This window comes from Anaerotruncus sp. DFI.9.16 (assembly GCF_024461615.1).
GTDB classification, from domain to species: domain Bacteria; phylum Bacillota; class Clostridia; order Oscillospirales; family Ruminococcaceae; genus Anaerotruncus; species Anaerotruncus massiliensis.
Map to the genome: position 1 here is coordinate 1 of NZ_JANFZX010000009.1, position 18,266 is coordinate 18,266.

General features: G+C 58.2%; 24 protein-coding genes. 15 read left to right on the plus strand and 9 right to left on the minus strand.

Going from position 1 to position 18,266, the window contains the following annotated elements; all coding sequences use genetic code 11:
• The 5 genes from NE609_RS05770 to NE609_RS05790 form a co-directional block, all read right to left on the minus strand.
• On the minus strand, nucleotides 1-187 hold a 187-nt coding region (locus NE609_RS05770), incomplete at its 3' end, for a hypothetical protein (RefSeq protein ID WP_256151998.1).
• A gap of 174 nt (nucleotides 188-361) precedes the next feature.
• On the minus strand, nucleotides 362-1,624 hold the full coding sequence (locus NE609_RS05775; RefSeq protein ID WP_238054475.1) for a plasmid recombination protein: 1,263 nt from the start codon (nucleotides 1,622-1,624) through the stop codon (nucleotides 362-364).
• 360 nt (nucleotides 1,625-1,984) lie between these two features.
• A complete protein-coding gene (locus NE609_RS05780; RefSeq protein WP_238054474.1) occupies nucleotides 1,985-2,239 on the minus strand; it encodes a complexin-2 in 255 nt (84 codons plus the stop codon).
• A gap of 118 nt (nucleotides 2,240-2,357) precedes the next feature.
• The gene (locus NE609_RS05785) at nucleotides 2,358-3,530 is read right to left on the minus strand and encodes an AAA family ATPase (protein ID WP_238054473.1); all 1,173 of its coding nucleotides are present in this window, start codon (nucleotides 3,528-3,530) and stop codon (nucleotides 2,358-2,360) included.
• Entirely contained in the window at nucleotides 3,517-3,723 is a 207-nt protein-coding gene (locus NE609_RS05790; RefSeq protein WP_238054472.1) for an ICEBs1 excisionase, read from the minus strand. The genes NE609_RS05785 and NE609_RS05790 overlap by 14 nt, the downstream gene beginning before the upstream one ends.
• A 201-nt stretch (nucleotides 3,724-3,924) precedes the next feature.
• Between NE609_RS05790 and NE609_RS05795 the strand changes: the two genes are divergently transcribed.
• Together NE609_RS05795 and NE609_RS05800 are read left to right on the plus strand one after the other, a co-directional pair.
• The gene (locus NE609_RS05795) at nucleotides 3,925-4,530 is read left to right on the plus strand and encodes a helix-turn-helix domain-containing protein (RefSeq protein ID WP_238054471.1); all 606 of its coding nucleotides are present in this window, start codon (nucleotides 3,925-3,927) and stop codon (nucleotides 4,528-4,530) included.
• A gap of 43 nt (nucleotides 4,531-4,573) precedes the next feature.
• Complete coding sequence (locus NE609_RS05800) at nucleotides 4,574-5,647, plus strand: site-specific integrase (protein WP_238054470.1); 1,074 nt, start codon at nucleotides 4,574-4,576, stop codon at nucleotides 5,645-5,647.
• Between the two features lie 303 nt (nucleotides 5,648-5,950).
• Here NE609_RS05800 and NE609_RS05805 read toward each other — a convergent pair whose 3' ends face one another.
• Genes NE609_RS05805 through NE609_RS05820 form a run of 4 tightly spaced genes read right to left on the minus strand, consistent with a single transcriptional unit; the run spans nucleotide 5,951 to nucleotide 8,812 of the window.
• Nucleotides 5,951-7,003, minus strand: a complete 1,053-nt coding sequence (locus NE609_RS05805; RefSeq protein ID WP_087416240.1) for a site-specific integrase — start codon at nucleotides 7,001-7,003, stop codon at nucleotides 5,951-5,953.
• Nucleotides 6,984-8,111, minus strand: a complete 1,128-nt coding sequence (locus NE609_RS05810) for an endonuclease NucS domain-containing protein (RefSeq protein WP_178627692.1) — start codon at nucleotides 8,109-8,111, stop codon at nucleotides 6,984-6,986. Before NE609_RS05810 ends, NE609_RS05805 begins: the two co-directional genes overlap by 20 nt.
• Nucleotides 8,101-8,394 carry a hypothetical protein gene (locus NE609_RS05815; protein ID WP_178627690.1) on the minus strand — a complete coding sequence of 98 codons (294 nt, stop codon included), beginning with the start codon at nucleotides 8,392-8,394 and terminating at the stop codon, nucleotides 8,101-8,103. The genes NE609_RS05810 and NE609_RS05815 overlap by 11 nt, the downstream gene beginning before the upstream one ends.
• A 34-nt stretch (nucleotides 8,395-8,428) precedes the next feature.
• The gene (locus tag NE609_RS05820) at nucleotides 8,429-8,812 is read right to left on the minus strand and encodes a helix-turn-helix domain-containing protein (protein ID WP_178627688.1); all 384 of its coding nucleotides are present in this window, start codon (nucleotides 8,810-8,812) and stop codon (nucleotides 8,429-8,431) included.
• 181 nt (nucleotides 8,813-8,993) lie between these two features.
• On the opposite strand from NE609_RS05820, the gene NE609_RS05825 reads away from it, so the two are divergent.
• The 13 genes from NE609_RS05825 to sbcD all read left to right on the plus strand — a co-directional run bounded on the left by NE609_RS05825 (nucleotide 8,994) and on the right by sbcD (nucleotide 18,247).
• Nucleotides 8,994-9,698, plus strand: a complete 705-nt coding sequence (locus NE609_RS05825; RefSeq protein ID WP_178627686.1) for a hypothetical protein — start codon at nucleotides 8,994-8,996, stop codon at nucleotides 9,696-9,698.
• Nucleotides 9,699-9,727: 29 nt separating this feature from the next.
• Entirely contained in the window at nucleotides 9,728-9,940 is a 213-nt protein-coding gene (locus NE609_RS05830; RefSeq protein WP_178627684.1) for a hypothetical protein, read from the plus strand.
• Nucleotides 9,937-10,146: a hypothetical protein gene (locus NE609_RS05835; protein WP_148337983.1), complete on the plus strand. Its 210-nt coding sequence runs from the start codon at nucleotides 9,937-9,939 to the stop codon at nucleotides 10,144-10,146. The genes NE609_RS05830 and NE609_RS05835 overlap by 4 nt, the downstream gene beginning before the upstream one ends.
• A 13-nt stretch (nucleotides 10,147-10,159) precedes the next feature.
• The gene (locus NE609_RS05840; protein WP_087302422.1) at nucleotides 10,160-10,399 is read left to right on the plus strand and encodes a hypothetical protein; all 240 of its coding nucleotides are present in this window, start codon (nucleotides 10,160-10,162) and stop codon (nucleotides 10,397-10,399) included.
• 65 nt (nucleotides 10,400-10,464) lie between these two features.
• Complete coding sequence (locus NE609_RS05845; protein ID WP_148337981.1) at nucleotides 10,465-10,680, plus strand: hypothetical protein; 216 nt, start codon at nucleotides 10,465-10,467, stop codon at nucleotides 10,678-10,680.
• Nucleotides 10,681-10,699: 19 nt separating this feature from the next.
• On the plus strand, nucleotides 10,700-10,972 hold the full coding sequence (locus NE609_RS17775; RefSeq protein ID WP_338108036.1) for a hypothetical protein: 273 nt from the start codon (nucleotides 10,700-10,702) through the stop codon (nucleotides 10,970-10,972).
• A gap of 219 nt (nucleotides 10,973-11,191) precedes the next feature.
• Nucleotides 11,192-11,575, plus strand: coding sequence for a hypothetical protein (locus tag NE609_RS05855; protein WP_256151999.1), 384 nt, complete (start codon nucleotides 11,192-11,194; stop codon nucleotides 11,573-11,575).
• Between the two features lie 14 nt (nucleotides 11,576-11,589).
• Nucleotides 11,590-12,333 carry a hypothetical protein gene (locus tag NE609_RS05860; RefSeq protein ID WP_178627682.1) on the plus strand — a complete coding sequence of 248 codons (744 nt, stop codon included), beginning with the start codon at nucleotides 11,590-11,592 and terminating at the stop codon, nucleotides 12,331-12,333.
• A gap of 52 nt (nucleotides 12,334-12,385) precedes the next feature.
• On the plus strand, nucleotides 12,386-12,889 hold the full coding sequence (locus tag NE609_RS05865) for a helix-turn-helix domain-containing protein (RefSeq protein ID WP_178627680.1): 504 nt from the start codon (nucleotides 12,386-12,388) through the stop codon (nucleotides 12,887-12,889).
• Between the two features lie 53 nt (nucleotides 12,890-12,942).
• The gene (locus tag NE609_RS05870) at nucleotides 12,943-13,929 is read left to right on the plus strand and encodes a hypothetical protein (protein ID WP_148337973.1); all 987 of its coding nucleotides are present in this window, start codon (nucleotides 12,943-12,945) and stop codon (nucleotides 13,927-13,929) included.
• Nucleotides 13,930-13,931: 2 nt separating this feature from the next.
• Nucleotides 13,932-14,267 (plus strand): hypothetical protein, encoded by a 336-nt coding sequence (locus NE609_RS05875; protein ID WP_256152000.1) that lies wholly within the window; start codon nucleotides 13,932-13,934, stop codon nucleotides 14,265-14,267.
• On the plus strand, nucleotides 14,264-14,425 hold the full coding sequence (locus tag NE609_RS05880) for a hypothetical protein (RefSeq protein ID WP_178627678.1): 162 nt from the start codon (nucleotides 14,264-14,266) through the stop codon (nucleotides 14,423-14,425). Before NE609_RS05875 ends, NE609_RS05880 begins: the two co-directional genes overlap by 4 nt.
• 12 nt (nucleotides 14,426-14,437) lie before the next feature.
• Nucleotides 14,438-18,247: an exonuclease subunit SbcD gene (gene sbcD / locus NE609_RS05885; protein ID WP_178627676.1), complete on the plus strand. Its 3,810-nt coding sequence runs from the start codon at nucleotides 14,438-14,440 to the stop codon at nucleotides 18,245-18,247.
• Nucleotides 18,248-18,266: the final 19 nt, after the last annotated feature.

The following is an 18,266-nucleotide window of genomic DNA, read 5'->3' on the forward strand; positions in this document are numbered from 1 at the left end:
TCTCAAATTCCTTGCAGCCCGTGTCCGGGTCTACGTCCGTCAGCTTGCAGACGGCAGGGTGTTTGCGGCTGTATGCGGTCAGCCTGTTTTTGAGGTCGGTGTTGTGGGTGCGGATGAAGATGGTGGGGTCTTTCTCGTCAAAATAGATTTCGGTGGTCTTTTCCTGCTTGGTAGGTCCTGTTCTCATAGGCTTATCCTTTCTGCGGCTCTGTCACGCAATAGGGGTGTTTTTCGGGGATTTTCTTCGGCTCTTGACTTGGGAAAAATGGCGATTTTCAAACAGGAGCGCGCCGGACGATGTCTGCCCTGTCCGACGCGCTCCCATTCGATAAAATGCGTTTTTTCCGGCTCTACACAGGAATCAGCGAGCTTCGTCCCTCGTGACCGCTTTTTCTCTGAGCGGATGGAAGAATCGCCACAGATTATTACGCTGAATTACATCCTCATAGCTGCGGACTTTCCCGCGTAGCTCCGTATTTTCACGCTCCAATTCTGCCGCACGGAGCTTGCTGTGGACAGACTTATAATCAGAAATTTCCTGTTTCAAACTGTCAATCTCAGCCTTGAGCTTTGCAATCAGTTTGTTTGCCGCATCCACCGCCTTTTGCAGTTTGGATTCCTTTTTCTCTGCTGTAACGTACTTCTTTGCCAGAGTGGAAAGTCGGTCAAAGTCCTCACGCTCCACGGCAACTTTGGATGAGAAGGGAATGGACGTTGCCACGATTTTTTCGATAGACCGCACATCGACCCGCTGATTCTGGATTTTTTCAATTTTGCTCCCAAGCGTTGCTGCCTGTTTTTCCTGCTGACGGTTCTGCTCTGTGAGTTCTGCCAACCGTGCATGCTCCTGCTGCACCTTGAACTGCGTCACAGTCAGGTGTTCCTCGGAGCTGCCGCGTTCGCCTCGCTCCACATCGTCATACCCTGCCTTTCGCATGGCAGCGAAGAAATCATCTTGCAGAACGGAATAGGATTTTCGGAGCACAGTTTTCCCGTTTGCGTTCAGCAGCGGTTTCCCATGCTCGTCCAGCGCGGGCTTGGAATCCCACTTTTTGCTCATGCTGACCTGCTGTATCGTTTCCTTGACCGTCCCCACCAGCGATTTATCCTTGCAGCGTTTCGTCCATAGAATCTGTTTTTCCACGACGGGGATATAGACCACATGAAGGTGATAGTGGTACACGTCCTGCCCCAGCGCGTCGGACATGGCGCGGTTGCGCTCGTCGGCGTGCATGACCGCAGAGAGAATGTACTGCTCGCCGCCTACGATTTCTATTGCGGATTTGTATGCGTCGGTGTAGAATTGTTTTGCGAAGTCATAGCCGCCGTGGTTGTGAAAGTAGGCGGTGTTTACGTCAAAGATCAGTTCGCCGTAGAGAAAAGCGTCTTCTTTCAGACCACGGGTGGAGATTACGCCGTCCTCTTTCAGCTTTTGGAACATCTCGGCATAACTTCCCGTCGGTTGCTTGAAATGGACGTCGAGCTGTGTCCTCTCCGGTACAATATCCTGATTGACATAGGATTCCTTTTCCCGTTCGTTGTGCTGTTGCACGTTGCCGATTTTGGCAGCGGTCAGCCTCATATTTCTTGCGTTGGTACGGTGAATACCGTCGCCTCTTGCCATAGGCAGTTTACCTCCTGATTTCAGATTGTGCAGGACGGGGCAGCTTTCGGGGAGGCACTTCTGCGGAAGTGTAATAACCCACTATGATACTTTCATCCTGCGGCTGCAAAGTATCGTGGGCTCTCCGAGGGGGTATGCGGCTTCTGCGGAAGCCTCTGCCGGTTTTGCAGTTTGCAGTGTAGATACAAACCGCAAAAACCGGCGTGGTCAGCAGCTTATTTGCAGGCGACTCCTGCTCATAATCATCTGCCCACATCCATCTCAAACTCTGCGGATTTTTCGATGGGGACGGGGGACGCGAGGGGACAGCAGCCAATGCATTGCCTTGTCTGCCAGCCACAGGAGCGTGGCACGCTCCTGTCACAGCTCCCAAGGAGGAGTAGTCCAGCGATAGCTTTGCGGCACTCCACGTCGGTCAAGATACTCCTGCCTTGCCTGTTCCCGTTCCTCTTCGGTGGGAGCAGTCTTGTACCGGGAATAGAGCTGCCGGTTCAGCATGGCGTCAAGTTTCTGCTCTAAGCCCTGCCGGATTTCTTCTTCGAAATCATCATCACCCCGCAGATGGTACATGGCGAGGTCGATGAAAAGATCATAGGGTATTTGTACGCTTTTCATTTTCCTATCCTTTCCTTTCCGCGACGGTCGCAACGATAGCGACGGTTGCTCTGACAGTATCATTTTCACCGTTGCAACCGTTGCAACCGTCGCAGCCGTCGCAGCCGTCGCGCCGTCCTCATTCGATTACTTCGTACTCTACATTGTCGATTACCATATAGGTGAGTTTCACCTGTCGCCCGGAGTGTTTTGCTCTGTTCTCGTACTTCACATGGTACTCGTCCAGTAGCCTGCCGGATTTTACGTTCAGGTATTTGGTGAGGGCATTTGCCGCCATGCCTGTATTCACCGCTTCCGCAAGCTCGGTCGGACTGCCTGTCCATTCTCTGCTTTCGAAGGAAACAAGCTGGGAAACCGTATCCAATACCGGGTCGGGCGGCTCCTGATACGGCTCGTTCTCTGTCCGTTCAAGGCTCCATATCTGCGTGCTGGCATCTTTTTTCAGATATAGAATCTGATCCTGTTGATCTCGCCCCACCGCATCGACCGTGGCCTCCAATGCAGTCCGTTTCTTCTTCTGCATCAGGAGTGCTCCGTCTGCACAACCGAGAAGTCCTGTTGTGCCGGAGATCGTTTCAAAGCTGTCCCCGGCTGGCTGCTTTCTTGTGTGATGGACGGTAACGATGCAAATGCTGTGTCTGTCCGCAAAACGCTTGAGCTTGCCGATGATCTCATAGTCGCTGGCGTAGCTGTAAGCCTCGCCTCCGGCTTCCCGAATCTTCTGCATGGTGTCAATGATAACCAGCTTCGTGTCGGGGTGTTCCTTTATGAAATTCTCAAGCTGCTCGTCAAGACCGTTTCCGATTTTGTTTGCTGCCGTTGCAAAATGCAGGCTGGCGGTATCCGCCACGCCGTACATCATAAACATTCGGCTCTGGATTCTCTGGAAATCATCCTCCAGTGCAAGGTACAGAACCGTACCCTGATGGACTTCATAGCCCCACAGCCTTCGCCCTGTGCTGACATGATAGGCAAGCTGCGCTACCAGAAACGACTTTCCGATTTTGGGTGCTCCTGCGAGGATATATGCCCCGGAGTAAAGCAGACCGTCTATGACGGGCGGTCTGCTCTTGTAGGCGGTCTGATACAGCTCTGTCATGGAAACCGTATGAAGATAACGCGGATCGTTCATGCGCCGGATTTTCTCACGCATTTCCTCAATATTTTCCTCAGGGGGATTGCTTTCGCAGGTTTCATGTGGTATCCTCTGTTTAGTTGAATCGTGAGGCGGCTGCCCTCCATCTGCGCCAACAGATGGGATGAGGGCGGTCGTTTTCTCATTTTTCATCATTGCGTTCACCTCCGGGAATCTGGAAGCCGTAGAACTTCTGCTTGAAATACTGGGCAGGGCATTTTCCGGCAACGGTCAGATAGCCTTGGGCTTTCAGTTCTCTGTTCATCTCCCGGACGATCTGATATGCCTTGCTGCGGCTGATGCCCATGATCTCCGCCACCTCTGACGCTGTGATAAACTGTGCTCTCATAGTACCTCCTGTTTCAAAGTATTTTTCTTGGATTACGCATCTTCCATTCATTTTAACTCTGCCAGCTCTGTCAAAAGGCGTATCCTAAGTACATATTTATTATACGCATACAAGATGCATCTGTCAAGCCTTTACGAAATAAAAATATGTACTTGCAATTCGCTTTATTCTGTGGTATGATATGAACGAGGTGAATCAGATATGGACAATTTCGATTATCCCGCTATCGGGCAGAGAATCAAGCAACTCCGAAAACGGAAGGGGCTGAACCAGACCGAGCTGGCACAAATGCTGAAAAAATCCCTCCGCACCGTACAGAAGTACGAAACCGGAGAGATTGAAGTGTCGATTGCCGTTGTCAATCAGATCGCAGACCTGCTGGACACGACCTCAACCTATATTCTTGGGTATGAATCCAGCACGACGCAGATCAGGACGCTTGCCGACGTGGTGGACTTCCTCTTTAAGCTGGAAACGGTAGAGGGCATCGACTTCAAGATCAATGTGCAGAAGCCGCCCCGCAGCAAACAATGGGAGTGCTCGGTTTCCTTTGATGGAAAGAGCACGGCAGAGTTCAACGCAGATATGTGCCTGTTCCTTGAGCAATGGGAGGATGAGCGCAGCGAGCTTCGCGCCTATAACTCCACTCAGGCAGCATATAAGCGCTGGAAGGAGCAGACGCTTGCATACTATGCCGCGAACGCAGTCAAATGCACAGAGCCGGAAGAACTTGACCGTGACGAACTGATCGCAAGACGGACGGAGCTTTTGGAAAAGGAATACGGCAAAAGCGAGAGTAACGAGTGAATAACCCCTATCAAAGCCTGATTCTTGAGGGAAGGAGGTAAAAATGTCAGTAACAAAAGACGGCGACACCGGTCGCTGGATGTCGCAGATCCGGGTAACGGATTGGACAGGCAAGACCATCCACAAAAAGAAGCGCGGCTTCGCCACCAAAAAGGAAGCCCTTCAATGGGAACGTGACTTCATCAGCCAATCCACGGGCAGCCTCGGTATGACCTTCGGTGACTTCATCGCTTTGTATGTCAAGGATATGGAGCACCGCCTCAAGCCCTCCACCGTTGCCAGCAAGAAATGGCTGATCGACCTGAAGGTAACGCCTTTCTTCAAGAAAATCCCGCTGAACGAGATCAAGCCTACCCATGTGCGCCAGTGGCAGAACTCTCTGACCAGCTACCGCGATGAAAGTGGCAAGCCCTACTCTCAAACCTATCTCAAGTGCATCAACAACCAGCTTACGGCAATTTTCAACTACGCAGTCAAGTACTATGGACTGAAAGAAAATCCATGCCACAAAGCGGGAAGTATGGGTAAGAAACACGCCGATGAGATGCTGTTCTGGACAAGGCAGGAGTTTCAGACATTCATTGAGGTTATGAAAGACCGTCCCGCCAGCTACACGGTATTCATGACCATGTACTACACGGGGATTCGGGAGGGAGAGCTGCTGGCACTCACACCGTCGGACATCGACTTCGAGAAGAAGACCCTGACGGTAAACAAGAGCTATCAGCGTCTCGGCAGAGAGGACATCATCACCACGCCGAAAACGCCCAAGAGCAACCGTACCCTCCCCATTCCCGACGGTCTTTGCACCTGTTTGCAGGAGTATATGTCCCATTGCTACGGGCTGCAAAAGGACGACCGGCTCTTTCCCTACACCAAGAGCTTTCTGTATCACGAAATGGAGTATGGCTGCAAGGCATCAGGTGTGAAGCGAATACGGGTGCATGACATTCGCCACAGCCACGCCAGCCTGCTGGTGGAGATGGGCTTCTCTCCGCTGCTGATCGCGGAGCGGCTCGGACATGAAAAGGTGCAGACAACGATGGACACGTACAGCCACCTGTACCCCAACAAGCAGGTGGAGGTAGCCAGACAGCTTGACGGCATCATGCCGTGAGCCTCTGGCTACAAAAATCGCTGCAAATGTAGCCGATTTGTAGCCACTAAAAAAGAAAAATCCTGAAAAACGCTGTATTACCATCGCTTTTCAGGATTCAGAAAACGCTAAATATTTATTCCCACTCTACGGATGAAGTTTGTTAACCCTCGTTTGACGCTCTATAATCCGCGTTTTGTTACATATATTACTTCAAATACGGACTTTTTGCACGGCTCCCGAGGATTTTTTCATACCAAAGTAATGCCAGCGGCAAGCCGCCGAAAGGCCCAAATGCCACGGTAATACCACGGGCCGAAGGGGCTATTTCATGAGGTCATCCAGCTTCTTTACGGTGTCCTCATGCTTGTTCGGATAGAGGTGCCCGTAGGTACGAAGGGTAGTCTCAACGTCCTCATGCCCGAGGCGTTCAGAGACAAGGAGTATTGGGGCCCCCATCTCTATGAGCAGCGAGGCGTGAGAATGCCGGAGGTCGTGCAGACGGATTTTCTCGACGCCGGAGGCCGCGCAGGCTTTTTCCATCTCCTTGTGAAAGAAGGACTTTGTGAACGGGAAAAGCCTTTCGTCCGGGGAGTAGTCATAGAGGCGCGTGGTGTATTCCTGCACCACGGCGCAGAGCTTGTCCGGCAGAGGGATAACGCGCTTGCTCTTTTGCGTTTTCGGCTCGGTGATAACCTCCCGGCCCTTTATAGACTGGAAGGACTTTGAGACCGAAAGCGTCTTCTTCTCGAAGTCGAAGTCATTGAGCGTAAGCGCGAGCAGCTCCCCGATGCGGATGCCTGTCCAAAACAGCAAGGAGAACCCGGCGCGGGCAGAAGGGCGCTCCACGCAGGCAAGGAAAGCCTCAAACTGTTCCTTCGTCCAGAACTTCATCGCGTCGGCGTTCTTTCGGCCCACACTCCCGGCGACGTGGCAGGGATTTGAAGGCAGGCCGTAGTAGCGGACGGCATAATTCAGCACGGCCACAAGCTGATTATTTATCGTCTTCACATAGGTCTGCGCGTACCCCTTTGACAGCAGCTCAGATTGCCATTTTCGCACATGGGCGGGAGTTATCTCATTCACCTTTAGAGCCTCGTAGAACGGCAGAATGTGCCGCTCTACGAGGTATTTTTTGCTTTGTAGGGTATTTTCCCGCAGGCGGGAAGTCATATCCTCACAATAGAGCGCCCAAAGGGAGGCGAAGGTCATATCGCAGGAACGCTCTTGCTTCGCAAGGAACTCACGCTCGAATTCCTGCGCGTCCTTCTTGCGCTCAAACCCGCGCTTCTTCTTGAGTTTCCGGCGGCCTTGCCAGTCGGTGTAGTAGAAAGAGGCGTACCACGTCCCGCGCTCATCATCCTTGTAAACTGGCATCGGCACCACCTCCATCCCGACGGAGACCCCAGACAGATTTTAGGCGGTCAAGGGTAAACTCCCAGCTCGGAGCCGTGGGGCGGCAGGCGATATTCTGATTGCCAAAGAAGCCGAACTCGTGAACAGCCTCATCCTTCGGGACGGAGACTTCCCAATCCACCTTCACAATAAATTCCTGCTCGTCATAGTCGGTTCTGTCCCGATGATAATGGCCCTTGAGCGGGAGCTCAAGGAAGGGGACGTCCTTCCCATCAACGGAGAGAACCGCCTCCGGGGCCGGGACAGCCTTCTCGCGGACGGTGCAGACGCCGACGTAGCCGGAGCCCGGAATGCGAACCCAGACCCGCGAGCCCGGCTCGATAGAGGAAATGACTTGGTGATACCATTTCCCACCGCCACCGCAGATGAAGCCGTACTTCCGGGCCTCCTCCCATCTGCGGCTCTCACTGTCGCCGAAATTGAAGAAGTATTCCCCATTCCATTCACGGCGGCCCACGGCGGGCGCAGCAGCGAGCTCCTCGCGCTCGCGGAGCCACGCCCGAGACAGCAGCAAGGAGCCGTTGTACTCGAGGACGCAGAAGAACAGGATGTTGATATTCACCTTGAAGGCTTCGGACAGATACTCGATGATTCGCTCGGTGCTGCCGTCCATGCGCGTCGCTACGACGACGATTTTCACCTCATTCCGGCCAGCGTCGCCCCGGAAGGCGTCGGCGTCCAGTTTCATCCCGAATTTCCGCTCATACGCCTTGTCAAGCGTTTCGGGCCGCCCCAGTTTCCGGCTGTATGCCATGTAGGTCTCGGCTATCTGGGCCTCCGTGAAGACGGAGACGCAGGAAGCGTAGTCAAGGGCCTGCGCCGTTACCTCTCGAGGCGTCAGCTCACGTTTGAGCTCGACGACCACCAAGGCCCCCTGCTGGTCGATGCAGAGGATGTCAATGAAGCCGCCGCCTTCCGTCTTCACCTGCCGGCCTATCACCAGCCAACCGGCGTCGAGAATTTCGATGTTCGCGGCGAGCAAGTCTTCAATTTGCTTCTCGCTCGGAGCCTTCACCTCCCGCAGCCTTTTCCCGTCGGAAAGCGACCATACCTGTTGTTCAAGCCCCATAGGCATCGCCCTCCGAAGCGCCAGCTATGGCGCGGCGCATTTGAGCCACAGAGGGCGCAGCAAGCAGCCGGAGCCCCCAGACACGCTCATAGCCCTCCACCTCATCGGCAGCCAGCGAAGCGGCGGAGAGGTCTCCGGCCAGAATAGCACGGTCATACCGGCGGTGAAGGAGCGAGAGCTCCCGGACGCGCTCATCTTTGCAGGCCGGGCAGAGCCCGGCGGTCAGCTCGACACAATTTGTTTCGGCCCCACAGGCCGCGCAGCGAAGATACCCAACCTTCACTCGTCACCACCTCCAAGAGGGTAATCCAAATAAATCACCCTGCCGACCCGATGGAAGCCTCGGGCTCGGCAGCTTTTTTGCTCTCATCGCCGGCGGGCTGCGAAGGAACCAGCCCGGCCCGGCGGTACATCTCGCCCAGAATATAGACCTGCTCCGGCCTCTTGAGGGCGTGGTAGGCGCTCAAGACCTCCTCGTCAGCCGGGGAGACGGAGTATTGCCGCTCCTCCCCGGTGAGGATGTAGTCGGTGGAAACGCTAAAGAACTCCGCGATGCCGGCGATGTACTCGGCCCCCGGATTTGTCCCCCGCGTTTTCCATGTGCTCACCGTGCGCGTCGAAACGCCGATGTGCATGGCGAGGTCTTTTTGGTCTCGGCCATCAGAGGCCAAGAGGGAGAAAACTCTCTCACAAATCGTCATTTTAGCTCCTCCAATCCGCAGACGAGGACGCCTGCTGAAAAAATTTTTGAAAAAATCCGAAAAAGGGCTTTACAAATCCTCAAATGCGGACTATAATTAAAGCACACCAAACGAAGAAGGCAACCAAAACCGCCCACCATACACGGGCCGCCAAGGCCCGCCGCATGAGAAAGGAGCCCACATGAACACCTACAAAATCACCTTCACCCGCGAGAACGGCACCGTCGGCTCGGACAACTTCACCGCTCCGAGCGAGGCGCAGGCCCGGAGAGACTTCAAGGAGGTCTACCGTCACGGGAACGGCACCATCACCAGCGTAGAGCTCGTGAGCAGCGATGCCCCCGCCACCAAGCGGCAGGAACGGGCCGCCCTCGAGAAAATCCGCAAAATCGTTGATGAGCTCGGCCCGGACAGCTACATCGCCACCGCCTTTGACGGATGCTTCAAGGATGCAGAGGCCAACATCGAAAACGACTGGGCCTTAAGCATGAAAGACCGCTGGCTGACCTCGGATAGAGAGCTCAACGACGCCAACGGCACCATCGAAGAACTCCGGGACAAGCTCGCGGAGAGCGAAAAGGACTACGAGGCAGCTCACGCCACAGCGCACCAAATCGCGGAGGAGAAGGACGCAGAAATAGCATCCCTCAAGAGCCGCCTCCTCGCAGATGACGACCTCGCAGACATTTCCCGCCTCCTCTCGAAAACGGTTGCTGACCTTGGGAAAGAGGTCAACGACGCAGCCGCCCGCATCGTCGAGGTGGCAGACCAGCCGGAAAGCGCAGCATTTAGGAACGCTGTCAAAGACCACCGAGCCGCCAAGGCGGACTTGAGCCACTGGACGGAAGTCTTGACGAGAGTAAACACCGCCAAGGGCCGGGCCTAATAACCCCGGCCCGCAGAAAGGAGAACACCATGAACGCGCTTTATATCGAAGGCCGCCGGAGCGGCTATTCCCCGGACGGCTGCGGCAAGACCCTCACCGTCGGCGAGCTCATCGAAATCCTCTCGGACTTCGACGAAGACCTCCCCGTCTATCTCCGCAACGACAACGGCTACACCTACGGGAACATCACCGAGCGCACCATCATCCCGTCGGAAGACCTTGAGGAGGGCGACGACGAATGAACACCATCTCTTTCGAGGTCAACAACCAGCGGAAGATGAAGCTGGTGCAGCGTCAGCACGACGGGGCGACGCTCCTCGTCATCGAAGACCAGCACGGCGACCATGAAAGCATCCCAGACGAAGAAGCCTTCATTAGCCCCGGAGACTTCGTCATGCTCATCAACTACTACCGCGCCTGCCGGCGCGAGGGCAAGCCCATCTTGTGAGGAGGTGAACACCGTGAGCGAAGAAATCATCCAAGACGGCCTCTGGTATCTGCTGGCCCGGTTCTACGGATTTGAGGACACCGTCCTCAACAAGGTAGCCATCTGCAAGACCCTCAAGGACGCAGGCATCAGCGACACCGACAAAGGCGTCCTCATTCAGATGGAGGACGGCTCCGAATTCCAGCTCATCATCAAGCAGACCGCCAAATACGACCCGGCCTACTACGAACGGCCAGACACACCCATCCATTGAACCATTTTACCACAGAAACACCAAACGCGCAAGGCGCACAAAGAAGGAAAGGAGGAAACCCCACAATGGCAGTACGGAAGAAGCCCAAGAACGACTTCGGCGTCGAGCTCATGGCCTTCTGTGCCACCTACGGCCTCACCTATCGGGATGTCGCAACCGGCGCAGACGTCAAGCGCAGCACCCTCATCGAGTGTACGACTGGCCGCTGCGCCGGGCATGAGCTCATCCCCAAGGTTCGCCAGTTCATGGCGGACTACGAGGCCCAGAAGGCCAGCAGCTAAAGAGAGGAGCGCACCCACGATGAGAAGCACCACAGCGAAATTTCTTTTCGTGGAGGACGTCATGCAAATCCTCGGCATCTCACAGTCGAAGGCCTACCAGATTATGCGGAAGATAAACCGCGAGCTCGAGGCGGAAGGCTATGAGACCATCGCCGGGAGAGTACCCCGCCGCCGGTTCTGTGAGAAATTTTACTGCGGCGATGAGCTCCTCGACCAACCTCCACGGCAGACCAAGGAAAGGAGAGAGCACAATGGAAAGACCAAGGCGACGCGCAAGGCGGCAGGCCAGTAAGCGCCTCGCACCCTTCTACCGCATGACCTTCCTCATCCTCATTGGGGCCATCGCGGCCCGGCTCATCATCCTCGGCATCGACGCCCTCGGGGCCCGCACCGGCCTCCCCGGCGGAGAGATTTTTATTCCCGTTTACATCATCATCGCCCCCTTGTTCGGTTGGCAGCTTCGCGGCTGGACGGCCATCGGGGGCCGTCAGAGACGAAAGGAGACCAGACCATGCACAACTATTTCTGCGACCACTGCGGAGCGGCCCTCGACCCCGGAGAAATTTGCGACTGCAAGCAGCAGCCGGAGGAGAGCGAGCGGCGCATCGTGACCTATTCGGACTGGGAGGCCGCCGGGGACTTTAGCAAGGCGGCGCAGCCCGGAGACTACGTCGAGGAGCGCATCGTCGATGATATGCGCGACGTCCTTCCCCCCGCCAAGATGGAGCGAGGCTTCTTGCAGGTCGGCGAGCCGTACAGCCATGAATTTGACCCGGAGACCGGCCATTGGCGCGGCACCTTCCCAACCTTCGTCAAGGAGGGCCAGAACTGGAAGTACTGCGGCAACTGCTTCATCGGCAAGACCACTCCGCCCCCGGCACCCATCCGTCGATAAAGGAGGGCAGTGAGATGAGCAAGACCCTCTATTTCGAGGGAGCTGGATGGAGCGGAGCAGACAGCAGCAAGGCCACCATCGGCAACTGCCGCATCCGCACCGCATTCCACCTCGACCTCGAGAAGAAACACCCACGATGCTCTTGCAGGGAGCCTCACGACGGGGCCGCAGCGGTCTACCTCGAAATCATCTGCGGCACTATCGGCAAGGAAAACAAGAAGCTCGGCCTCGAGCCTACCTACTACGGCTGGATTGACTACCTTCACTACGTCACCGACGACGACAGAAACGACGACTGCAACCGGCACATCCTCCCGTTCGAGCGTAGGGCCCGCATCGGCTACACCCTCGAGAGCATTTTGAAGTTTGTGAACGACCTCGGAGCCAGTTTCGACGCCGTTGCGGTTTGCCCGGACTTGGGCGGCTACCGCGTATTCCGGGACGGATATTCCCCAAAAGGCACAGAGCGCCTCAACTACGGCGATGAATTCCAATACGACCCGGATATGACGGCTCGCCGGGAAGCGGTTTATAGGCACGTCTATGAGCTCGAGAAAGCAGAGGGCTCGAGATACCCGAACTTCTCCCTCTGGGTAGACCAAGACGACCCCGGAATGCTTCACCTCCTCCGGCATTTCTCCGGCACGTTCAAGACGGCGCACAACACGCACTGGACAATCCGAACGGACACCGGCAGCACCGTCGAGGACTGGATGGCAACCGCCACCGTGACGCCCCTCGGGCGCTATGGCTGTTGAGGGCCCTCCCTCAAGCTCAACCCAATTATACCCCAGAAAGGAGGGAAACAGCGTGGCAACAACCGCAGCATCCGCTACCCAAAGTTATCTCCGCGATGCACGTTTGCAGGCCGGATATGCGTCACGAGACACGGCGGCCATCAAGCTCAACTACTCGCCCGAGACCATAGGGCGGCATGAGCGAGGCGACGTACCTGTCTCCCCGGACGACATCATCCGATATGCGGAGGGCTACCAGAGGCCCGACATCATGCTCCGCTACTGCGCGAGCTGCCCCGTCGGAAAGAAGACCGGCAAGCGGGCAGTAGACCGCGACCTTCCGTGGGCCGCCCTTCGCGTCAGCCAGAGGCTCCAGAAGGCAAAAGAAATCGCCGACAAGCTCGAAAGCATTGCCGACGACGGAATTGTAGACCACATGGAACGCGCAGACTTCGACACCGCACTCGCGTTTCTGCGCTCCCTCGAGGAGACTATTACCGATATGCTTCTCTGGGCGATGAGCCGAGAGACGGAAAAGAGCCGCCCCGCTGCAACGGAAACGGCCCTTGTGAAATGAAACTACGGTCAGTATAGCACGGCGAAAGCCGTGTGTCAAGGAAGGAGACCACCATGAACAACAACATCACTGGCACCATTGTCCAGCTCAATGAATATCCCCCGGACAAGTTCAACGTCCTCATCCCAGTCACCACCATGCAGGTCATGAGCAACCTGCAGCGCATCATCGTGAACAAGGTTCAGCTCGACGTGGCAGACCCGGAGAACAGCAAGGACATCTACCGAGAAAAGAGCAGCGGCAAGTACGCCATCACCAAGGTCGGCGGCATGAAGCTGGCCGCAGCGGCCAACATCAGCATCGTCGAGACCGAGAGCGGCATGACGGACGGCTGCAAGAGGTGCGTAGACATGGCCCGCGCCGTCGGGAAGCCCAAAGCCTGCGGCACCTGCCCGGCCCGCTACGACGTTGCCGTCACCGTTACCATCCGCGTCCCGGAGCCTTCCGGCGGCTTCCGCCTCATGAAGGCGACGAAGGAAATCGACTGTGCAGCCGAAAAGGAGAGCATGACGGAGGCCCAATACAAGCGGTTCCTCCCACATCGGACGGCGATGGCAGAAAGCAAGGCATTCATGCGGGCACTCCGCGCAGCCCTCGGCCTCGCGGCGACCTACTCCCTCCCGGAGCTTCGCAAACCCTTCATCATCGCGCACGTCGTCCCCAACCTCGACGCCCCGGAAATCAAGGAGGCCGTCGCCTCCAACTACTTGCAGTCGATGGGGATGCTGTTCGAGGGAGCGGGAGCACCGAGAGCAGCCCTCCCGGCGGCCCAGACGACGGCAGAAGTCATCCCGGACGACGGAGCCGACGGCGGCTACGAGGCCGGAGGTATGCCGGAGGAGCCGGACGACGCCCCGGACTTCGATGACCCGGACGCCATCTTCTGCGACGACTGCGGAGAGCAAATCGTCGAGACCAGAGCAAAGGACGGACGCATCTGGACGCCCGAGAACATCAAAGGGTACAGCGAGCGCAAGTTCGGACGCTGCCTCTGCACCCGCTGCCAGAAGGCGGAGAAGGCCGCGAGAGGAGGCCGATAAGCATGACGGAGCAGCACATCGCCGTATGCGAGGCGCTCGACTGGCGCGTCCACGATGACCCGGAGGAAGACTATGTGGAGCTCGAAAAGTATTCACCCGCCGGAGAAGACTTCATCTTCGGCGTTCAGAAGGGGAATTTCGTCAAGAACGTCCGTGAGTACGCCGACGGCTTCGACGTAGATGAGCACGTTGAGCTCTGGATTGAGGGGCGCGGGAAGAACGGTGTCCCGGCCACGGCCCGCGAGCTCGTCGAGGACGCCGAGGCCATCAGAGATATGCTCAATGAGCTCGCCGTGGCCCTCACCGTCGCCTCCGAAAAGAAGGGAGCCCCGTCATGAAGTACGAACGCCTCACCCAAGCACAGAAAGACCGCCATCCGTCTATCCACCACACCGGCAGCGTCCGGGGAATGAAAAAACTTGGATTTTGGAGGAAGAAAGACCGCTGCGTCAGATGCGGCCAGTATATCTACAACCTCTCTATGACCATTCGCTAAAGGGGGATTTACATGAAGATTTTGCACACCGCCGACATCCACCTCGGAGACCTTACGGGGCCGGTTCGGGACGGTAAAAACGCCCGCAGACAGGACACCATCGCCTGCATGAAGTACATCGCGCAGCGGGCCGCGACGGAGACGCCGAACGTCACCATCATCGCCGGAGACCTATTCAACCGCTCCCGCGTCTGGGCCGACACCGCCCTCGACGACGTGAACGACGCCATCACCGAATTCATCCGACCTCTGTGCCGCAGCAGCGAGCACGTCGTCCTGCTGTTCGGCACCGAGAACCACGACAATCCCCGCGCCTTCGAGACTGTGCGGGAAATCACCAAGGACGAAAAGAACCTCCACATCTACACCGCGCCGGGCGTCGAGAAACTCACCACCAGCGCCGGGCCGGTTCAGATTTTGGCCCTCCCCGGCTTCGACAAAGGCCGCCTGCGGCTGTTCTGCCCCGGAGCGGACAAGGAGACCGAGAACCGCAACGCTACCGCGCTCATCAACGACGTTCTGCTCGGGCTTTCTACGGAGCTCGACAAGAGCATCCCGAGCATCCTCGTGGCCCATTACACCGTCGCCGGCAGCGAGGCCGACAACGGCAGCACCTTCCTCGCGGGGCAGGACGTTGTCATACTCCCTTCGACCATCGACAGCACCGGCGTAGACCTCGCCTGTTTCGGACATATCCACCGCCCGCAGAAACTCCCGTGCAATACCCCGGCCTATTACTGCGGCAGCCCCAATCAGCTCAACTTCAACGACGAAGGTGTCAAGCACGGCTTCTGGCTCCATCGGATTTACACCTCCCCCGTCGGAGAACCCGGCACCGCAGTTGAGACAAAGTTCGACCAGACGCCGGAGCGTCAGCACTACACCTACCGCATGGGGCCGGAGGACGTCACCGCCTTCACGGCCAGCGGAGAACTCCCGGAAGCGCCGGAGCCGCTCAAGGACGCCATCGTCCGCGTCCGCTACAACTGCACCGCAGAGCAGGAAAAGGCCCTCAACAAAGCCGACCTGCAAAAGAAACTGCTGGCGGCGGGCGCGTTCTATGTCGCAGAGGTGCTCCCGGAGGACGTCGAAGACGTCGCCGGCGAAAGCGAGGTCACGGAGCACGAAGGCTCCACAGAGGCCCTCGAACGCTACCTCAAGAAGCTCGAGGTCACGCCGGAGGAGGCGGCCCGGCTCATGGAGCTCGCTGCCCCGCTCATCAAGAAGGCAGACGACGGCAGGGACGCCGACAAGCGCACCGGCAACTTCGCCCCCATCTCCATCGAGGTCAAGAACTACCGCAGCTACACCGAGGCGGAATTCGACTTTTCGGACGTTCACATGGCTATGGTGAACGGGCAGAACGGCGTCGGAAAGAGCAGCCTCTTTATGGATGCCATCGCCGACTGCCTCTATGAGCAGACCCGAAAGGAAGACATCGGCGGCTGGGTGCGGGACGGCACCAAGAGTGGGGCCATCACCTTCACCTTCGGCATGGGGGCGGAGACCTATCGCGTCATCCGCACCAGAACCAAGAGCGGGCGCGGCACACTCGCCATCCACCGGCGCAACCCCGAGACCGGCGAATGGCTGGACGAAAGCGACACCACCATGAAGCTGACGCAGGCCCGCATCGAGCGCGTCCTCGGAATGGACTGCAACACCTTCTGCTCCGTGGCGCTCATCCGGCAGGACGCCTACGGCCTATTCCTCGAGGCCAGCAGCGACAGGCGCATGGAAGTTCTCTCGGCCCTCCTCGGGCTGGACATCTATGGCCGGCTCGAAGGCCTTGCCAAGGACGGGGCCAGCGAGCAGCGCCGGAAGATTGCCGCTACCCGCGAGCGCCTCTCCGTCCTCGAGGAGCAAATCGCCGCGAAGGCAGAGCTCGAAGCTGAGCTCGGGCAGTACGACGACAAAATCTCCGCCGCACAGAAAGAGGCAGAGACCCTCGAGACGGCCATCGCCGCCGCGCAGCGCAGCGAGGCCATGCGAGAGGAACTCACCAAGCAGGCGGAGGCCAAGGAGCAAGAAGCATCGGCCACGGGGGCCGACATTACCGACAAGGGCAACCGGCTCGCCGCAGTAAAGGCGCAGCTCTCCAACGCAGAGACGCTCGCCGCAGCCGCTCCGGCAGCAGAGGAAGCGGCAGCAGCCGTCGAGCAGGCCCGCGCCGTCATCGAGGCGGCGGCCCCGGATGAAGAGAAGATGAGGGCCTGCATCCAGAGCATCGCCGACAAGGAGAAAACCCTCATCACCGCAGACCGCGCCATCCAAAGCGCCCGGCAGACCATCGCGGAGGCAGAGGCCATCATCGCCAAGGGTGAGGACATCCGGCAGGCACAGGGAGCCATCGAGGCCCTCGGCACCCGGAGGGCGGACGCAGAGGCCCGGCTCCGCAGCTTCCAGCAGGCCCACAAAGCCGTGCTCGAGGCAAAGGCGGCCAGAGACGCCCAGCTCGCAGAGGTCAAGGCGGAAATCTCCCGCCGGGAGGAGCGCATCGCCTACTACGCCAAACGGGCGGCCCTGCTCGAAGACAGCGGATGCCCGGCCCCGGAGAACGCGACCTGCAATTTCCTCAAAGACGCCGTTGCGGCAAAGGACAGCCTCGAAACGCTCCGGGAGGGGCTCAACGGGTACCGCACTGCGGCAAAGACCGAGTACGAGCAGCTCACCGCCGCCTTCCAGCAGGCGAAGGCCGCATATACGGCCATCGGAGACCCGGCAGCGGAGCTCGAGGAGATTGCGGCGGAGGAAGCCGGGCACCGGCAGCTCGCCGGCCTCGCTCCAAAGCTTGCGGCAGCGGAAACGCTCGTCGAGGAGCTCACCAAGACCATCGAGACCGAGGAGGCCCGCATCCGCGAGACCACGAAGGCCATCGAGGAGGCAAACGCAGCCCTCCCGCAGTACCGCGAAGCCCACACTCGCGCAGAGGCCGCCAGAGCGTCCTTAAACGCGAAGAAGGCGCTGGCCGACACTTTACCCCAGTGTAGGGCGGCATCGGCCACATCGGACGCCCTGCGTCCGCAGGTGTCCTCTCTCGAGGCAGACATCGAGCAGCTCAAGCAGAAACAGGCGACGGCCATCGTCGAGGCGGCGGCCATCCGCAGCAAGATACCAGCAGAAACGGGCGGCTGCACACTGGCGGCCCTCACGGCCCGCCGCCGGGAGCTCACGGAAACCGTCAACGCCCTCTCGGCCAGCAAGGGCGGCACCAGAACGAAGCTCGACGCCATTGCCGAGGCAGAGGAGCAGGCCGGGGAGTACCGCAAGGACATCACGGCCATCGCCAGAGCCCTCAACGACTACCAGACGCTCGTGCAGGCGTTCGGGCTCGACGGCATCCAGTACATGATAATCCGAGGCGTCGTCCCCGAGATTATGCACCGGGCAAACGACATCCTCGCGGCCATGACGGGCGGGCGCATGGCGGTTGACATCCGCACCGAGAAGGAGCAAAAGAGCACCCAGAAAATCGTGAACAGCCTCGAGGTGTGGATAAACAGCATCACCGGCGGCAGCAGGCCCTACCAGAGCCACAGCGGCGGCGAGAAGGTCAAAATCGCGCTGGCCGTCACGCTCGGCCTCGCAGACGTCAAGGCCCGCCGGGCAGGCGTACAGCTCGGAATGCTGTTCATCGACGAACCGCCCTTCCTCGACGCCGACGGCACCGAGGCATACGCGGACGCCCTCGCCAATATGGCAGCCCGCAACCCCGGAATGAGAATTCTCGCAATCAGCCACGACCCCACCATGAAGGCGCGGTTCCCGCAGAACATCATCGTGCAGGGCGGAGAGAACGGCAGCAGCGTGTCTATGGAATGAGGGGAGGCCCGCCTCCCCC

Bases quoted from the DNA above. Each gene is read 5' to 3' on its own strand.
- NE609_RS05775 (WP_238054475.1), bottom strand. From the start codon at position 1,624: ATGGCAAGAGGCGACGGTATTCACCGTACCAACGCAAGAAATATGAGG.
- NE609_RS05780 (WP_238054474.1), bottom strand. From the start codon at position 2,239: ATGAAAAGCGTACAAATACCCTATGATCTTTTCATCGACCTCGCCATG.
- NE609_RS05785 (WP_238054473.1), bottom strand. From the start codon at position 3,530: ATGATGAAAAATGAGAAAACGACCGCCCTCATCCCATCTGTTGGCGCA.
- NE609_RS05790 (WP_238054472.1), bottom strand. From the start codon at position 3,723: ATGAGAGCACAGTTTATCACAGCGTCAGAGGTGGCGGAGATCATGGGC.
- NE609_RS05795 (WP_238054471.1), top strand. From the start codon at position 3,925: ATGGACAATTTCGATTATCCCGCTATCGGGCAGAGAATCAAGCAACTC.
- NE609_RS05800 (WP_238054470.1), top strand. From the start codon at position 4,574: ATGTCAGTAACAAAAGACGGCGACACCGGTCGCTGGATGTCGCAGATC.
- NE609_RS05805 (WP_087416240.1), bottom strand. From the start codon at position 7,003: ATGCCAGTTTACAAGGATGATGAGCGCGGGACGTGGTACGCCTCTTTC.
- NE609_RS05810 (WP_178627692.1), bottom strand. From the start codon at position 8,111: ATGGGGCTTGAACAACAGGTATGGTCGCTTTCCGACGGGAAAAGGCTG.
- NE609_RS05820 (WP_178627688.1), bottom strand. From the start codon at position 8,812: ATGACGATTTGTGAGAGAGTTTTCTCCCTCTTGGCCTCTGATGGCCGA.
- NE609_RS05825 (WP_178627686.1), top strand. From the start codon at position 8,994: ATGAACACCTACAAAATCACCTTCACCCGCGAGAACGGCACCGTCGGC.
- NE609_RS05830 (WP_178627684.1), top strand. From the start codon at position 9,728: ATGAACGCGCTTTATATCGAAGGCCGCCGGAGCGGCTATTCCCCGGAC.
- NE609_RS05835 (WP_148337983.1), top strand. From the start codon at position 9,937: ATGAACACCATCTCTTTCGAGGTCAACAACCAGCGGAAGATGAAGCTG.
- NE609_RS05845 (WP_148337981.1), top strand. From the start codon at position 10,465: ATGGCAGTACGGAAGAAGCCCAAGAACGACTTCGGCGTCGAGCTCATG.
- NE609_RS17775 (WP_338108036.1), top strand. From the start codon at position 10,700: ATGAGAAGCACCACAGCGAAATTTCTTTTCGTGGAGGACGTCATGCAA.
- NE609_RS05855 (WP_256151999.1), top strand. From the start codon at position 11,192: ATGCACAACTATTTCTGCGACCACTGCGGAGCGGCCCTCGACCCCGGA.
- NE609_RS05860 (WP_178627682.1), top strand. From the start codon at position 11,590: ATGAGCAAGACCCTCTATTTCGAGGGAGCTGGATGGAGCGGAGCAGAC.
- NE609_RS05870 (WP_148337973.1), top strand. From the start codon at position 12,943: ATGAACAACAACATCACTGGCACCATTGTCCAGCTCAATGAATATCCC.
- NE609_RS05875 (WP_256152000.1), top strand. From the start codon at position 13,932: ATGACGGAGCAGCACATCGCCGTATGCGAGGCGCTCGACTGGCGCGTC.
- NE609_RS05880 (WP_178627678.1), top strand. From the start codon at position 14,264: ATGAAGTACGAACGCCTCACCCAAGCACAGAAAGACCGCCATCCGTCT.
- sbcD (WP_178627676.1), top strand. From the start codon at position 14,438: ATGAAGATTTTGCACACCGCCGACATCCACCTCGGAGACCTTACGGGG.